Origin of the sequence: Agrobacterium sp. ST15.13.013 (genome assembly GCF_027956525.1) — a bacterium.
Lineage (GTDB): Bacteria > Pseudomonadota > Alphaproteobacteria > Rhizobiales > Rhizobiaceae > Agrobacterium > Agrobacterium salinitolerans.
Genome location: NZ_JAQKGP010000001.1, coordinates 245154 through 259984 on the forward strand (window position 1 = coordinate 245154; position 14831 = coordinate 259984).

12 protein-coding genes are annotated in these 14831 nt (G+C 59.7%); 10 read left to right on the forward strand and 2 right to left on the reverse strand.

The window, feature by feature from the left end; genetic code table 11:
- Positions 1-10 precede the first annotated feature (10 nt).
- Positions 11-826, reverse strand: a complete 816-nt coding sequence (locus PL597_RS01215) for a class I SAM-dependent methyltransferase (RefSeq protein WP_271364441.1) — start codon at positions 824-826, stop codon at positions 11-13.
- A gap of 113 nt (positions 827-939) precedes the next feature.
- Between PL597_RS01215 and PL597_RS01220 the strand changes: the two genes are divergently transcribed.
- The 10 genes from PL597_RS01220 to PL597_RS01265 all read left to right on the forward strand — a co-directional run bounded on the left by PL597_RS01220 (position 940) and on the right by PL597_RS01265 (position 13860).
- A complete protein-coding gene (locus PL597_RS01220; RefSeq protein ID WP_271364442.1) occupies positions 940-2073 on the forward strand; it encodes an ABC transporter substrate-binding protein in 1134 nt (377 codons plus the stop codon).
- A gap of 96 nt (positions 2074-2169) precedes the next feature.
- Positions 2170-3309, forward strand: coding sequence for an ABC transporter substrate-binding protein (locus PL597_RS01225; RefSeq protein ID WP_077985078.1), 1140 nt, complete (start codon positions 2170-2172; stop codon positions 3307-3309).
- Entirely contained in the window at positions 3306-4373 is a 1068-nt protein-coding gene (locus PL597_RS01230; protein WP_271364443.1) for a FecCD family ABC transporter permease, read from the forward strand. The genes PL597_RS01225 and PL597_RS01230 overlap by 4 nt, the downstream gene beginning before the upstream one ends.
- Positions 4367-5119, forward strand: a complete 753-nt coding sequence (locus tag PL597_RS01235; RefSeq protein ID WP_077985076.1) for an ABC transporter ATP-binding protein — start codon at positions 4367-4369, stop codon at positions 5117-5119. Before PL597_RS01230 ends, PL597_RS01235 begins: the two co-directional genes overlap by 7 nt.
- Positions 5120-5309: 190 nt before the next feature.
- Positions 5310-5810 carry an RNA polymerase sigma factor gene (locus PL597_RS01240; protein WP_077985075.1) on the forward strand — a complete coding sequence of 167 codons (501 nt, stop codon included), beginning with the start codon at positions 5310-5312 and terminating at the stop codon, positions 5808-5810.
- A 110-nt stretch (positions 5811-5920) separates the two neighbouring features.
- On the forward strand, positions 5921-6916 hold the full coding sequence (locus PL597_RS01245) for a FecR family protein (protein WP_142911972.1): 996 nt from the start codon (positions 5921-5923) through the stop codon (positions 6914-6916).
- A gap of 149 nt (positions 6917-7065) precedes the next feature.
- Positions 7066-9837, forward strand: coding sequence for a TonB-dependent receptor (locus tag PL597_RS01250; protein ID WP_271364444.1), 2772 nt, complete (start codon positions 7066-7068; stop codon positions 9835-9837).
- 105 nt (positions 9838-9942) lie between these two features.
- The gene (locus PL597_RS01255; RefSeq protein ID WP_142911970.1) at positions 9943-10698 is read left to right on the forward strand and encodes a hypothetical protein; all 756 of its coding nucleotides are present in this window, start codon (positions 9943-9945) and stop codon (positions 10696-10698) included.
- Between the two features lie 14 nt (positions 10699-10712).
- Positions 10713-12560: a type I secretion system permease/ATPase gene (locus PL597_RS01260; RefSeq protein WP_271364445.1), complete on the forward strand. Its 1848-nt coding sequence runs from the start codon at positions 10713-10715 to the stop codon at positions 12558-12560.
- The gene (locus PL597_RS01265) at positions 12547-13860 is read left to right on the forward strand and encodes an HlyD family type I secretion periplasmic adaptor subunit (RefSeq protein WP_271364446.1); all 1314 of its coding nucleotides are present in this window, start codon (positions 12547-12549) and stop codon (positions 13858-13860) included. The genes PL597_RS01260 and PL597_RS01265 overlap by 14 nt, the downstream gene beginning before the upstream one ends.
- Positions 13861-13884: 24 nt before the next feature.
- Here the strand turns inward: PL597_RS01265 and PL597_RS01270 are convergent, their stop codons facing one another.
- Positions 13885-14805 (reverse strand): SMP-30/gluconolactonase/LRE family protein, encoded by a 921-nt coding sequence (locus tag PL597_RS01270; RefSeq protein ID WP_271364447.1) that lies wholly within the window; start codon positions 14803-14805, stop codon positions 13885-13887.
- Between the last annotated feature and the right edge of the window lie 26 nt (positions 14806-14831).

The following is a 14831-nucleotide window of genomic DNA, read 5'->3' on the forward strand; positions in this document are numbered from 1 at the left end:
CCTCACCCCTTTACGGAACACCCGGCTTCACCGCGCAGACCGCATAACGGTGCTGCAGCCCGCGCAGAATGCCTTTCAGCAGGCTGAAGTTTTTCGCCTGGGCGCGGTGAATGGCTTGAAGCTCCTGATCGATTGCAACAGGTTCGAAGCCAGCCGCACGCAACAGCGCCGCGACATCGCCGGCCCTTGCGCCCTTCGAAAAATAAACGCGGGAAAGAATGCTGTTGAAGGTATTTTCCGGGTCCGCCGGCTTGTGCGGCTGGTCCGGTTTGACGAGGCCGATGCTCTCCAGGCCGGTGGCCAGTTTCTTCACCAGCTTTTCGCGCCAGCCGGTATTCACGAAATCGCCGTCGACGATCAGAAGCCGCCCGCCGGGCTTCAGAACACGGAACCATTCGGCAAAGCTTGCCTGCGGGTCCACCAGCGTCCAGACCAGATGGCGGGTGATGATGACGTCGGCGCTTTCATCCGGCTCCATCGTATTTTCGGCATCGCCGACAAAAAAGCGGATGCTGCGCCCACGGCTTTTTGCCTTTTCCCGGGCAAGCCCCAGCATCGTCTCCGACCAGTCTATACCGGTGACCTGAAAACCGAGATCGTCCATCAGGTGCGAGATGACGCCGGTGCCGCTGGCAAGATCGAGCGCCTTGCGGCCTTCTCCGTGGCCGAGATGTTTCAAGATAAGCGCGTGCCAGGCCTCGCGCTCGTCTTGGGAGAAAATTTCATGTCCGGGGGAAAGGTCGAAAGTCGCGGCGCGGCCGGACCAATAGGATTTGATTTCGTCTCTCAGACTGTCGTTCTTGCCATATTGGGTAGTATCGATCATCGGCCTTAAACTCATATACCGGTCAGTTAAGAATGGCTCTAAAACATAAATGTTGACTAGTACAGTCAGAAAATAATACAGCCGCGCCAGTCAACACTGGAGAGCAATATCCGATGCGCATTTCAGCCAAATCCGCGGCACTTGCCCTTGGCCTTCTCGTATCCGTCGCATGGCCGGCTTTCGCCGAAAAGGTCACCGTCAAGGATGTGACGGGCCGCGATGTCGAAGTCAATGTGCCCGTTTCGCATGTGATCCTCGGCGAAGGCCGTCAAATCTATTTCCTGGCTGCGCTCGACAAGGAAAATCCTTTCCAGCACGTCGTTGGCTGGCGCGACGACCTGGCGAAAGCCGACCCGGAAACCTATGCAGCCTATCTCGCGAAATATCCCGAGATTGCCAAGCTGCCGACTTTCGGCGGCATGAAAGACGGCACCTTCGACATAGAACAGGCTGTCGCACTGAAGCCTGACGTGATCCTGATGAACATCGACGCCAAGACGGCGACCGAAGAAGCGGGCTATATCGAGAAGCTCGCCAAGGTCGGCATTCCGCTGGTCTACGTCGACTTCCGCGAAAAGCCGATGGAAAATACCGAGCCGAGCATGCGCCTCATGGGCCAGCTGACGGGCAAGGAAAAGATCGCCGAGGACTTCATCAAGTTCCGCGCCGACTCCATCGCCAAGGTCACAGATACGCTGGAAAAGGTCAATCCGAAGAAGCCCGTCGTGTTCATGGAGCGCGCCGGCGGTTACTCCGACGATTGCTGCATGTCTTTCGGCAACGAGAATTTCGGCAAGATGGTGGAGCTTGCCGGCGGCATCAACATGGCCAAGGACATCATTCCCGGCACCTTCGGCACCGTCAACCCGGAACAGATCATCGCCTCCAATCCAGAACAGATCATCATCACCGGCGGCAACTGGAACGGTTATGTTCCGGGCGGCAACTGGGTCGGCGTCGGTTATGGCGCGGATCTGAAGGAAGCCCATCGCAAGCTTGAAAACCTGACCAAGCGTCCGGCTTTCACCGGCGTGCAGGCGGTGAAGGACGGCAATGTCCACGCCATCTGGCATCAGTTCTACAACAATCCCTATCAGTTCGTGGCCATTCAGGAAATTGCCAAATGGCTGCATCCGGATCTCTTCAAGGACCTCGACCCCGAGGCCACCTTCAAGGAGCTGCATGCGCGCTTCCTGCCGCTTGACTACAAGCCCGGCTACTTCGTGTCGCTGAAGGACGGGAAGTAATTCAGGGACGGTGAAGGGGAGCGCCGTCCGATCGATGGATGAAGCCGCAGCGCTGCGGCTTCATCGTTCTGCTTAGGAACTCAGTGAGGATTTCTCATGCGGCTCAACGCTCTCAGGCATCTTGCGGTGCTGGCATTTTCCCTTCTCGCCATGACGGCACATGCCGGGGAGATTACCGACGTCGCCGGGCGCAAGGTCGAGCTGGACCTGCCAGCCAAGCGCATCATCGTCGGTGAGGCCCGCCAGGTGCATGTGATCGCTGCGCTCAAGGGCGACAAGACCTTCGATACCATCGTCGGCTGGCGTGACGATCTTCTCAAGAAGGATCCCGACAGCTATGCCGCTTATGTCGAGCGTTTTCCGCAGATCGAGAAACTGCCGCGTTTCGGCTATGTGCCGCAGGGCGATTTCAGCCTCGAAACCGCCATCACCCTTTCGCCAGATGTGATCACCCTCAATCTGGAGGCTGAGAAGTCCGCGAAGGAAAGCGGTTTTGAAGACAAGGCCGCCGCCGCCGGTATCAAGGTCATCTATCTCGATTTCCGCATCGATCCTGAAAAGAACAGCGAAGCCTCGGTTGAAATTCTCGGCAAACTGTTCGGCGCCGAAGAGCGTGCGAAGGAATTCATCGCCTATCGCCGCGCCGAAATCGCCCGCGTGACCGACCGGCTCGCCAGCGTCAAGGACCTGAAACGCCCGAACGTCTTCATTGAACGCGCCCCCGGCATTTCCGGCGAAAACAATTGCTGCCGCACTTTCGGACCGGTCAATTTCGGCGCGATGGTCGATCTCGCCGGCGGCCAAAACATTGCCGACGGCATCATCAAGACGACGTTCGGCGACCTCAATCCCGAACAGCTCGTGATTGCCGATCCCGACCAGGTCATCGTCACCGGCTCCAACTGGGCAGCCGAATCCGACATCAACCAGTTCGTTCCGGTCGGACGCGGTGCAGATATGGTTCTCTCCCGTGAGAGACTTGCCAACCTGATGAAGCGCACGCCGTTTCCGGAGTTGAAGGCCGTGAAGGAAGGCAATGTCCATGCCGTCTGGCACCAGTTCTATGGCGCGCCCTACGAATTCTTCCCGATCCAGCAATTCGCCAAGTGGTTTCATCCCGATCTCTTCGCCGATCTCGATCCGGAAAGGAATTTTGAGGAGTTTCACCGCAAATTCCTCCCCATCACCTACAAGCCGGGCTATTTCGCCTCGCTCGACAAAGGTTTGAACCAATGACGTCGCTGAATGAAAGCGCAGTTGGCATGAGTGGGCGCGATCAATATCGCGCTCTTGCCGCGCGCAGGATCATTATCCTTTTCGGACTTTTTATCGCGCTGTGCTTCAGCCTGGCCGCAGACATGGCGCTCGGCCCGGCCCGCTACACGCTATCAGAGGTTCTGGCGACCATTGCCGACCCGGCGGCGGTCGGTAACCAGCTTCGGGTGGTGATCTGGGACATTCGCATGCCGATCGCGCTGATGGCGGTTACTGTCGGAGCGTCGCTTTCTGTTGCCGGCGCACAAATGCAGACAATTCTGTCCAACCCGCTTGCAAGCCCTTTCACACTCGGCATTTCCGCCGCCGCAAGCTTCGGCGCGGCGTTGGCGCTTGTCGGCGGCGTGGCGATCTTTCCGGGAGCCGTGCAGTATATGGTGCCCATCAACGCCTTCATTATGGCGATGATTGCGGCTCTCTTCATTCATTTCGCCTCAACGATGCGCGGCGTAACGGTGGAAACCATCGTTCTGCTCGGCATCGCGCTGGTTTTCACCTTTAATGCGGCGCTGTCCCTGCTCGAATATCTGGCGTCCGAACAGGCGCTCGCTGCCGTCGTGTTTTGGACAATGGGCAGCCTTACGAAAGCGACTTGGGAAAAGGTTTACATCACCGGCGCCATTCTCCTCGTCACCGTGCCGCTGTTCATGCGCAATGCCTGGGCGTTGACGGCGCTGAGGCGCGGCGATGACAAGGCGGCCAGCATGGGCATCAATGTGCGCCGTCTGCGGTTGTCGACCATGCTGACGGTCAGTCTTCTGGCGGCGATTCCTGTTTCTTTTGTCGGCACCATCGGCTTCGTCGGGCTGGTCGGTCCGCATATCGCCCGCATGGTTGTCGGTGAGGACCAACGCTTCTTCCTGCCCGGTTCTATCATCTGCGGGGCTCTGCTTCTGTCGGCTACCTCGGTCATCAGTAAAATCCTCATTCCCGGCGCGATCCTGCCGATCGGCGTCATCACGGCGCTTGTCGGCGTTCCATTCTTCTTCGCGCTCATTTTCGGTAACAGGAGACGCGCATGGTAGCGCTCGCACTGAAAGATGTCGGCGCCGCCTATGGGCGCATCACGGTACTCTCCAAGGTTGGCATCGATACGCTGCAAAGCGGCAGTGTTACGGCCGTGATCGGCCCGAACGCGGCCGGCAAGTCCACGCTCTTCAAGCGCATCGCCAGCCTGATTTCCGGTCCGGGTCTGGTCGAATTGTCGGACACGGCGCGCGGCAACCGCGCCATCTGCTATATGCCGCAGGATACCGGCGCCAACGCCGTGCTGACGGTCTATGAATCCATACTTCTTTCCGCCAAGCAGGGCGGCGGCTGGCGGGTTCACGACGATGAGCTGTTCGAGATCGACGCCATTCTCAAGGCGCTGAAAATCCACGATCTGGCCTTCCGCGGGCTTGGCGAATTGTCCGGGGGCCAGCGACAGCTTGTGTCGCTGGCGCAGGCGCTGGCGCGCAAGCCGGAAGTGCTGCTGATGGACGAGCCGACCTCTGCGCTCGATCTTCACCGGCAGATCGAGGTCCTGGGTTTCGTCACCGATCTGGCGCAGAAGACCGGCATGATCGTGCTGATCGCCCTGCATGACCTCAACCATGCACTTCGTTATTGCGAAAATACGATGGTGATCGCGCGCGGTGAAATGGTGGTGAGCGGCAGCACGGAGGCGGTTATAACCCCGGAGATGCTGCGCGATATCTATCGCATCGATGCGCGTATCGAGCCCTGCTCGCAGGGTAGGCCGATGGTTATCGTCGACGGGGCCATCTGACAGGTCAAAGCCCGGCCGCCCTTGCTGCCGGGTCCGCTCGATGCGGCCTGCACAAATTCTTGATGATAATAGTCATGAAATATCTGTTCGAGCCATGGTTTGAATGCTAGAGCTTTGAACGGCAAAACTGCGCGGCCACTCGGCGGACGGCAGGTTTCGTCGATCCCCTCAAATTTCTCTCGGTTGAGACATGGGCATACGGGAAGATGACAAGCGTTATAACGCTTACGTCGCGCATAGGGTCGACCTGATCAAATACGCCACCGTCATATTGGGGTCGCGGGCGGATGCGGAGGACGTGGTTCAGGAAGCGTTCCTGAAATTCGTTCCCGAGGCCTCCGGTAATCCCGCCAATCTCAAATCCTATCTCTTTCGTATCGTTCGCAATCTTGCCCTCGACAATCGCCGGCGCAGCCGCCAGGACATTCGCGAACGGCCGGACGATACGCCGTTCTGGGGTGTGCCGCAGGACAATGGCACGCCGGAGGAACACGCCCTTTTCTGCGATGAAGTCCGCCAGATGCGGACTGTTTTGGCCGGCCTGCCGGTTCAGGCAAGAGTGGCGTTGGAAATGCACAGATTCGGTGGTTACAATATGGAGGAGATTGCGCGTCACCTTGGCGTATCCGTGGCCAGCGCACACCGTCTGATCAAGGGCAGCATTGCCGCGATCACCAGAGAAATGAAGTAAATAGTCCCGATTGTCCCACCTTGTGAAAAAAATCTCTTCGTTAAACGTCTTTATAAAAATGCAGAAGACGACGCTCCTGCTGCGCGCCCCAAAGGAACTGGCCCGGTTCAATGACCATTGATCCAGAGAAAAAAACTGAATTGCCGGCCGGTAAGGCGGAAGAGGCGGCCGACTGGTTGCTGCGTTTGCAGTCCGGCTCGGCGGAATCGCGGCTGAAGGCGGAATTTGAGCAATGGCTGGGGGCAGAGCCGGCAAACCGTCTCGCCTGGGAACGAACATGCAGGACGTGGCGAAACCTCGGACTGGTGGAGCCGGAATTCAAGAGCCTCTGGGAAGATGCCCCGCATCTGCCGGGCAAGGCCGCGATAAAGCCGCAGCGGCGGCGCTGGTCCGGGCGGCGCTATGCCGGCGCGGCCGTGGCGGCGGCCTCCCTCTGTCTTGCGGTGCTGTTCGTTCCGGCATTTTTCGTTCGCTTGCAGGCTGACTATCAGACCACCACTGCTGAAAGCCGCACGATCACCCTCGAAGACGGCAGCAAAGTGCAGCTCGCCGCCGCGAGTGCGCTTTCAGCGGATTTCACGGATGGCCGTCGCAATGTCACGGTGTTGAAGGGGGAAGCTTTTTTCGACGTGGTGCCGGATAAAACGCGTCCCTTCGTCGTGAAGGCAAAAAACCTTACCGTTCAGGTGCTGGGCACGGCTTTCGACGTCGACCTGACGGATGGAGTAACCCAGGTGGCGCTGGCGCACGGTTCCGTGGAGGCGTCCTTCCGTAATGCGCCGCCAACGCGGCTCGTGCCGGGCGAGATGCTGATCGTCGACGCTTCCGGCGCGATCCGCAAAGAGACCGTTTCCGTCGAGGATATTGGCGGCTGGCGCAACGGCGAACTCTATGTGGTCGATTCGACGATAGGCTCGGTCGTGGAGCAGATCCAGCGCTACCATCCGGCGTGGCTTACCATGGCCGACAAGCGACTTGCCGAGCAGAGAGTGACAGGGTTTTACGATCTGCGCGACCCGGATCGCGCGCTGGAAGCCCTGGTGGAACCCTATAAGGGCAAGGTGCATGCGATTGGGGACAGTGCCCGCATCATCACCCGTTTCTGAAACATTCCAAAACAAAAAATCATATTTATTTTCAGTTATTTATAAAATTCCTTCCGAAATCCTGAAAAAAATCGACGAGGCAATCGTCTTTTTGTTGAGTAATCCGGTCAAGATATATCCGGAGCGAAAGACAGGAAGACGAAAGCAATATGCGCCTCCAGACATGCAAGACCGGTTCAGGGGAAAAAGCAGCAAAGCGGGCTCGCAGGGCCGTGCTGCTGGCGACAACGGCGGTCATTGTTTCATTCGCGACGCCCGTTCTGGCCCAGACCGGAGCTGGCGCCACCAATTCCCAGCGTCCAGGCGGCGAGCAGGGGGCGACGAGGCCATTCAATATTCCCGCCCAGTCGCTGTCGTCGGTCGTGGGTGCTTTCGGGCGGCAATCCGGCCTTCAGGTCACGCTTGCCACGCCGGCGGCGGGCAATGTGCGCACCAATGCCGTCACCGGCAGTTTCACGGTGCGGGAGGCGCTGTCACGGCTGTTGGCGGGAACGGGCGTCAATTTCCGTATCGCCGGCAATGGCAGAACCGTCGTCATCGGCACGGGGCAATCGACCGTCGATCTTTCCGCGGCGGAGGGCACTACGGTTCTGGAAACCATTACCCTGACCGGCAAGACCGGGCGCAACTCCATTGCCGGTTCCGGTTATCAGGGGACGCCCGACTGGGTTTATGAAACGCCCGCCAGTGTCAGCGTGGTCGGCCGCGAGGCGATCCAGTCGGCCGGCGTGCGCAATACGCGCGATGTTTTCAACCGGGTTTCCGGTGTTTATGCCGGCGAGGGCAACGGCAGCTTCCCAACCGTTTCGCCCAATGTGCGGGGTTTGCAGGAAAGCGGCCGCGTGGTTGTCTCAATCGACGGGGCCCGGCAGAATGCGCAGCGTGGTGCGACCTTCGGCGGCACCGCAAGCTATACTGCGAGTGCCGGGCAGGGCTATGTGGATGTCGCTTTCATCCGTGCCGTCGAGATCGAGAAAATAACCAATGCGCGGTCGGGTAATGCGGGCTCTCTGGGCGGCAAGGTCGAGTTCCGAACCGTCAGCGCCGACGATCTCATCGCCGAGGGTGAAAACAAGGGCGGGGAAGTGAATGTTTCCCGCGGCACCAATGGTTATGATTTTCAGGGCTCGGTTCTCGGCGCCGTTCGCTCGCCTGATGGTGCTCTCTCCTTTGTCGCCGGCTACAGCCGCACGATCATGGATGAATACAAGATCGGCACAAAAGGCGAGGCCCGCAGCACCGCGCTGACAATGAAGGACCTTCTCGGCCGCGACGGCTGGTCCACCTTCTTCAAGGGCGAAGGCGAATTTGGCGACGTGAAGGCTTCGCTCTCCTGGATGCATCAGGAGAATGACTTCGTTCAGGGCGCATCTGAGGTGATCGACCGGGAAAGCGTGCGAAACGACAGCGTCGTCGCGAAGCTTGACTGGGACCCGGAGAGCGAACTCATCGACTTCAAGTCGTCGCTGTGGCTGAACGATAATATGACGCATGAACTGCGTGCGGCGCGCAAGTATGCGGTGGAGACGAACCTTGACATGGGCCTGCGCAGCTTCGGCGGCAGCCTGGAAAATACCAGTCGCTTTGATACGGCGGCGGGCGCGCTCAGCCTGAACTACGGAGCGGAAGCCTTCCGGGACATCGCCACGTCCGTTGCGACAAGTGCCAAAATCGCCGAAAATCCTTCTTTCGCCAGCAGCTACACGTCCTTCAGCCCTGCAGGGCGACGCGATGTCGCCAGCCTGTTCCTGAATGGTGAGCTTGAGCCGGCCGATTGGATCACGCTGAGTGGCGGCGTGCGTTACGACTGGTCGCGTCTCAAGGGATCTGCGACCTATTATAGTGTCAAGGAATCGATAGTAACGACAAGTGTGCCTTGCGACCTTGTTCGCAATCACTATACGGCCCTGGAATACTTCAATCGGGTCTTTCTGCCTGCAAACTCCCCCATATGGGCATCCCGTTATAGTATTTTTCTCGTCAGCATCTGGCCGCGGACATCGGCCAACTGTATGCCGGGCACCGGTATAACCACCAATACGCCGGTCACCGAATATCCCTCGCATGAAGTCGATATCGATCGCACCTACAGCGCCTGGCTGCCCTCGGCCACCATCGAGCTGAAACCCGTCGACTGGTTCCGCCCCTATGTGAGCTATTCCCAGAGCCTGCGTCCGCCGACAATTCTCGAGGCGTTTTTTGCCGGTGCGCGTCCGGGCGATAGCGCCGGATACGAATACGCTCCCAATCAGGCTCTGCGCGCCGAAAAGGCGACGACCTATGAAATCGGCGCGAATGTGAGCTTCGACGGCGTGCTGCTGGACGACGATTCCATTCGCATCAAAATGGCCGCCTTTCGTCGCGAGGTGAAGGACTATATCGCGCTCGGTTATCTCGTCACCGATCAGGTTCTCGACCGCACCTATACCAGCTTCGTCAATCTGGACGGCACGACCTATATGCGCGGGCTTGAATTCGAGGGCAATTACGATGCCCGCAATTTCTGGCTCGGCGGCTCGGCGACGCTTCTGAAGACGGAATGGCCCGAAAAGACGCAGGTTTTTTCCAACGGCACGACCACCACGACGGGCGAAATCGTCGCTTGGCCGGGCGATGTCGCGCCCAAGGTGAAGCTGACGCTCGATGGCGGCATGCGTTTCTTCGATGAGAAATTCTCGCTGGGCGCAAGGCTCAACCATGTCACGCCGACACAGTCGCGCACACTGGATACGGAAGGCAATCTGCGGGAGGTGACCGATCCCTATACCACGGTGGACCTCTACGGTTCCTATGCCTTCAACGACAAGGCCACGCTCCGCTTCGCTGTCAACAACCTGACGGACCGCAAATACATCCCGGCGGCAAGCGCCTACTCGGCCCCGGGTCGCACCTTTATCGCGACGATGAACGTGAAGTTCTGAACCGTGGAAGAAATTCTCCGGGTTGGGGTTGCAGCCCGTCCCGGAGATGAAACGCCTTCGTCACATGACCAAGGTATCCCTATTGGCCAGCAAAGGAGTACACCTATGGCTACCACAATTCAACTGACGCAGTCTTCCTCCGATCTGATCGGCTACCTCAACGGTTGGACGAGCGGTTTCGGTTCGACCTATGGTGCGTTCTACGACGCTCAGACCAGCTCTCTCGCCACCACCACCATCGATCCGAACACGACCTATGAGGCGTGGGGCGATGGCAGTTCCGGCGGCAAGGGCATCGTCATGAGCGGCGCTTTGCAGTACTCCCAGGGCAACCTGACGGGTTCGGTCGACAGCATCGTTCTGGGCGCCGGCTACAGCCAGTCCACCAGCGGCATCGCCGTCAGCCAGCAGGAACTGCTGATCGATCCCGACAGCGCCTATTCGCTTGCCGGCGCTCGCGATCTTCTCGATCTCGCCGTCTACCAGCTTGCCCGCTTCGGTTCGCTGGCCGGCTTCTATGATTACTTTGCAGCCACCGGCACGGTGATCGAGGACACGGCTGCCTCCAACACCCTGACCGGCTTTGCCGGCGCAGACACCTTCGTATTTTCCGGCGGCAACGACGTCGTAGCGGCCGGCCCGACCGGAACCTACGGCTATCAGGACGGTACCGATACGCTCGATGTCTCCGCCTGGGGCGCAACTTCGGTGGACGATTTGTTGTGGTATAATGATAACGGAAATGCCGTTATCCTTTCGGCCACAGACACGTCCGTCTCCGTCACACTGAATGGTGTCGATGCAAATGTGCTCGACGCGTCGGACTTCATTTTCGCCAGCGCATCGGCGCTTGCCGCGTAAAGGAAAATCAGGCTGTGGGCTTTCAAAACCACCAGCAGACGCCGCCGCAGTCCCTCACTGCGGCGGTTGTTTCGCCCCTTAAAAGCACGTTTCTCGGCCTTGCGCTCGTCAGCGGCGTGGTCAATATACTCGCGCTCACTTCGCCGCTCTTCATGCTCCAGGTTTATGACCGGGTTCTGGCCAGCGGCAGCCTGCCGACGCTGGTCGGGCTCGCCATTCTCGCGCTTGGCCTTTACGGCTTCCAGTGCCTGCTCGATATCATCCGCGCTCGCGTTCTGATCCGTATCGGTGAAGATTTCGACTTGCGTTATTCCGGTAAGGTGCATGATGCGGTGGTGCGCCTGCCGCTTGTCAACCGCATGCCGGGGGACGGTCTGCAGCCGCTGCGCGATCTCGATAATGTGCGCGGTTTTCTCTCCGGCACGGGGCCGACGGCCTTTTTCGATCTGCCGTGGATGCCGCTTTATCTCGGCATATGTTTTCTGTTTCATTTCTGGATCGGTGTGACGGCGCTTGCCGGCGCGATATTGCTTGTCTCCCTCACAATCCTGACCAACATCTTTTCGCAGAAGCCGATCCGCGACACCATGGTCGAGAATATGGCCCGCAACCGGCAACTGGAGGCTTCGCGCCGCAATGCCGAAGTCGTGCAGGCCATGGGGCTGGGCGGTCGGCTCGGAAAACGCTGGCAGAATTCCAACGAGGCCTATCTCGCCGCCAATCGCAAGGCGGGCGATGTGGCCGGCGGTCTTGGCAACATCGCGAAGTCTTTGCGGGTCGTGCTGCAATCGGCAATTCTGGCGGTCGGCGCGTGGCTCGTCATCAATCAGGAAGCTTCGGGCGGCGTGATGATCGCCAGTTCGATCATGATGGGCCGGGCGCTGGCACCCGTCGATCTTACCATTTCCAACTGGAAGTCCTTCGTGGCCGCCCGGCAGAGCTGGGCGCGGCTGAGGGAGCTTTTTGCACAGATGCCGGCCAATGCCGCCGCCATGGCCCTGCCGAGGCCTGAAAAGGATTTGCGGGTCGAAAACGTCACCATCGTTCCGCCGGGAGAAAGAAAACCAACCGTCACCGGACTTGGCTTCATCGTGACCGCTGGAAACGCGCTCGGCGTTATCGGCCCCTCCGGCTCGGGCAAATCCACCCTGTCGCGCATTCTCACCGGCGCTTGGATGCCTGCGGCCGGCAAGGTACGGCTGGACGGTGCAAGTTTCGAGCAGTGGGACCGTGAGGCGCTGGGCCGCCATATCGGTTATCTGCCGCAGGGCGTTGAGTTATTCGATGGCACGATCGGCGAGAATATCTCCCGTTTCGAGGATAATCCCGATCCTGACGCCATCATCGCGGCGGCCAGGGCTGCGGGCGCGCATGAGCTGATCCTGCGTTTCGAAAAGGGTTATGACAGCGATATCGGCGAGGCGGGTTCGGCGCTTTCCGCCGGGCAGCGCCAGCGCATCGGCCTTGCCCGCGCGCTATACGGCGATCCCTTCATCGTGGTGCTGGACGAACCCAACGCCAATCTCGATGCGGAAGGCGAAGCCGCCGTGGTCAAGGCGATTTCCTCGGTCAAGGCGCGGAGCGGGATTGCCGTCGTCGTCGCCCACCGGCCGAGCGCCATCGGCGCTGTCGATTTCATTCTGATGATGGAAGAGGGGAGGATGAAGGCCTTCGGCCCGCGAGATGAGGTGTTGTCGAAAGTCCTGCGCGTTCCGCAGGCGCAGTCGGGCAAGGGATTTACCGCATCCGCCCAGACCATCTCGCCGCTGCGCGTCGTCGCCAATACCCAGCCTCACGCGCTGGTGCTGGAAGACGTCCGTGAAGAGAACAGCCAGGAAGGAGATGCAGATGTCAAACATTGACCGGCGCAGCCATGTGTCCCGCTCCATCCGCAAACATCTCGTTGCCGGCCTTGCTGCGGGCGTAGCGCTGCTGGCCGGTGTCGGCGGATGGGCTGCTACGACCAATCTTGCTGGCGCGGTTGTCGCCTCCGGTCATCTGGTGGTGGATTCCTACACGAAGAAGGTGCAGCATCCGAGCGGCGGTGTCGTCGGCGAAATTCTGGTGAACGAAGGCGATAGAGTGAAGGCCGGCGATGTGGTCATGCGCCTTGATGCGACCCAGACCCGCGCCAATCTCGCCATCGTGACCAAGCGTCTGGATGAGCTGAATGCGCGCATGGCAAGGCTGGAGGCCGAGCGCGACGATCTGCCGGAACTCGTCTTTCCGCAGGCGTTGATGGCGCGAAAAGACGATGCCGATGTCGCCTCCGCCATGCGCAGCGAGACCAAGCTGTTCGAATTCCGCAAATCCTATCGCCAAGGGCGCAAAGCACAGCTTTCCGAGCGTATCACCCAGTTCGAACATGAGATCGAAGGGCTGAAGGCGCAGGAAGTCGCCTATGATAACGGCCTTGCCGTGCTGGAGGCTGAAATCACCTCGCAGAAATCCCTGCTTGAACAGGGTGTCGTGTCCGTGCAGCGGCTGAACAGCCTGCAGACGCAGGCCGCGACATTCGGCGGTGAGCGCGGCGAGAAAATCGCCTATCAGGCGCAGACGGCGGGGCGCATCACCGAAACCAGGCTGCAAATCCTGCAGATCGATCAGGAATTGCGCACCGAGGTCGGGCGGGAACTGCGCGAGATACAGGCCCAGATGGGCGAATTCGTCGAGCGCAAGGTTGCGGCCGAAGACCAACTGAAACGCATCGACATTGTCGCGCCGCAATCAGGCGTGGTGCATGAAATGGCCGTGCACACCGTGGGCGGCGTGGTGACGCCGGCGGATCCGATCATGCTCATCGTGCCTGACGGAGACGAGCTGGCGCTGGAGGTGCAGATCGTGCCCAAGGATATCGATCAGCTTCAATTGGGGCAAAAGGCGATGCTGCGCATGACCGCATTCAACCAGCGCGTCACGCCGGAACTGGAAGGCCATGTCAACCGCATCGCGGCGGATATCACCACCGATCAGCGCAGCGGTCTCTCCTATTATCTGGCGCGGATTTCCGTACCGGTCTCCGAGCGGCGGAAGCTGAACAATGCGCCGCTGGTGCCGGGCATGCCGGCCGAGGCCTTCATTCAGACCAGCGAAAGAACGGCGCTGTCCTATATCGCCAAACCGCTGACCGACCAGATCAGTCGCGCCTTCCGGGAGGAATAGGGTTCGGAACCCGGCTTCCGGACGTTACCTACCGTCGCCAAAGCGGAAGCCGGCAAACCCTTTCGTCTGAGTGGGGATCGCCCAGACGCCACCTGAAAATGGCGCTTTGTGCAGTCGGTCCTCGGACATGTTGTGGCGGTGGGATGTCAGGAAAAGAGTACTGAAATCCGTGCCCCCGAAGCAGAACATCGTGGGGTGGGGCACTGGGGCTGCTATCACGTCCGCCAACGCGCCGTCGGGCGTGAAAACGTTGAGCAGGCCGGCCGACACGCCTGCGCTGTAATAGTTGCCGCTGCTATCGAGGCAGCCGCCATCGGGCCTTCCAGTCTCTTCCGTCATCTGGGCCACCAGCACGCCCTCATCGAAGCTGCCGTTCCGGCTGTCGAAATTTCGCCGACGTATCCATTTCTGAACGGAATCGCTCTGCCACATGATCGATCCGTCCTCGGAGAAGGCGAGCCCGTTCGGGCATGTCAGCCCCGTCTGAATACGCTCGGCGTTCTTTTCGGTGATCCGCCAAAGTTCGCCATGGGGCTCCATGTCCGGGAGCGGGACATTGTGCATGGTTCCCACCCAGAAAGCGCCGTCGGGGCCGATCCGCCCGTCGTTCAGCCGGCAGGGGATGCCTTTGGGCGCAGGAATGGAATGGAGGAGGCGCGTTTCGCCGCTATCAGGATTGAGAATGATAACATCCATGCCGCAGGCGACGACGAGATCGCCGTTCTGACAAAGTCCAAGGCTCGATACGGTGTGGGGGAACGACCATTCGCGATAACGCCCGGGCTCGAGCGCTGCGGACCGCACCGTCCCGCCGAGAATATCGCACCAGAAAAGCACCTGTCGCCGCTCGTCCCAAACAGGAGATTCCGCAAGTGTGCTCATCGTGTCGCAAAGAAGTTCCGCCTGCGACATGGCAAGCGTGTGTCCGGGGTTTGCCGTATTCATGATGCTCGAACCGTTGAAAAAAATGC

What these genes read in the sequence shown, in the direction of transcription:
- PL597_RS01215 (WP_271364441.1), bottom strand. Translation starts at nt 826, where the DNA reads ATGATCGATACTACCCAATATGGCAAGAACGACAGTCTGAGAGACGAA.
- PL597_RS01220 (WP_271364442.1), top strand. Translation starts at nt 940, where the DNA reads ATGCGCATTTCAGCCAAATCCGCGGCACTTGCCCTTGGCCTTCTCGTA.
- PL597_RS01225 (WP_077985078.1), top strand. Translation starts at nt 2,170, where the DNA reads ATGCGGCTCAACGCTCTCAGGCATCTTGCGGTGCTGGCATTTTCCCTT.
- PL597_RS01230 (WP_271364443.1), top strand. Translation starts at nt 3,306, where the DNA reads ATGACGTCGCTGAATGAAAGCGCAGTTGGCATGAGTGGGCGCGATCAA.
- PL597_RS01235 (WP_077985076.1), top strand. Translation starts at nt 4,367, where the DNA reads ATGGTAGCGCTCGCACTGAAAGATGTCGGCGCCGCCTATGGGCGCATC.
- PL597_RS01240 (WP_077985075.1), top strand. Translation starts at nt 5,310, where the DNA reads ATGGGCATACGGGAAGATGACAAGCGTTATAACGCTTACGTCGCGCAT.
- PL597_RS01245 (WP_142911972.1), top strand. Translation starts at nt 5,921, where the DNA reads ATGACCATTGATCCAGAGAAAAAAACTGAATTGCCGGCCGGTAAGGCG.
- PL597_RS01250 (WP_271364444.1), top strand. Translation starts at nt 7,066, where the DNA reads ATGCGCCTCCAGACATGCAAGACCGGTTCAGGGGAAAAAGCAGCAAAG.
- PL597_RS01255 (WP_142911970.1), top strand. Translation starts at nt 9,943, where the DNA reads ATGGCTACCACAATTCAACTGACGCAGTCTTCCTCCGATCTGATCGGC.
- PL597_RS01265 (WP_271364446.1), top strand. Translation starts at nt 12,547, where the DNA reads ATGTCAAACATTGACCGGCGCAGCCATGTGTCCCGCTCCATCCGCAAA.
- PL597_RS01270 (WP_271364447.1), bottom strand. Translation starts at nt 14,805, where the DNA reads ATGAATACGGCAAACCCCGGACACACGCTTGCCATGTCGCAGGCGGAA.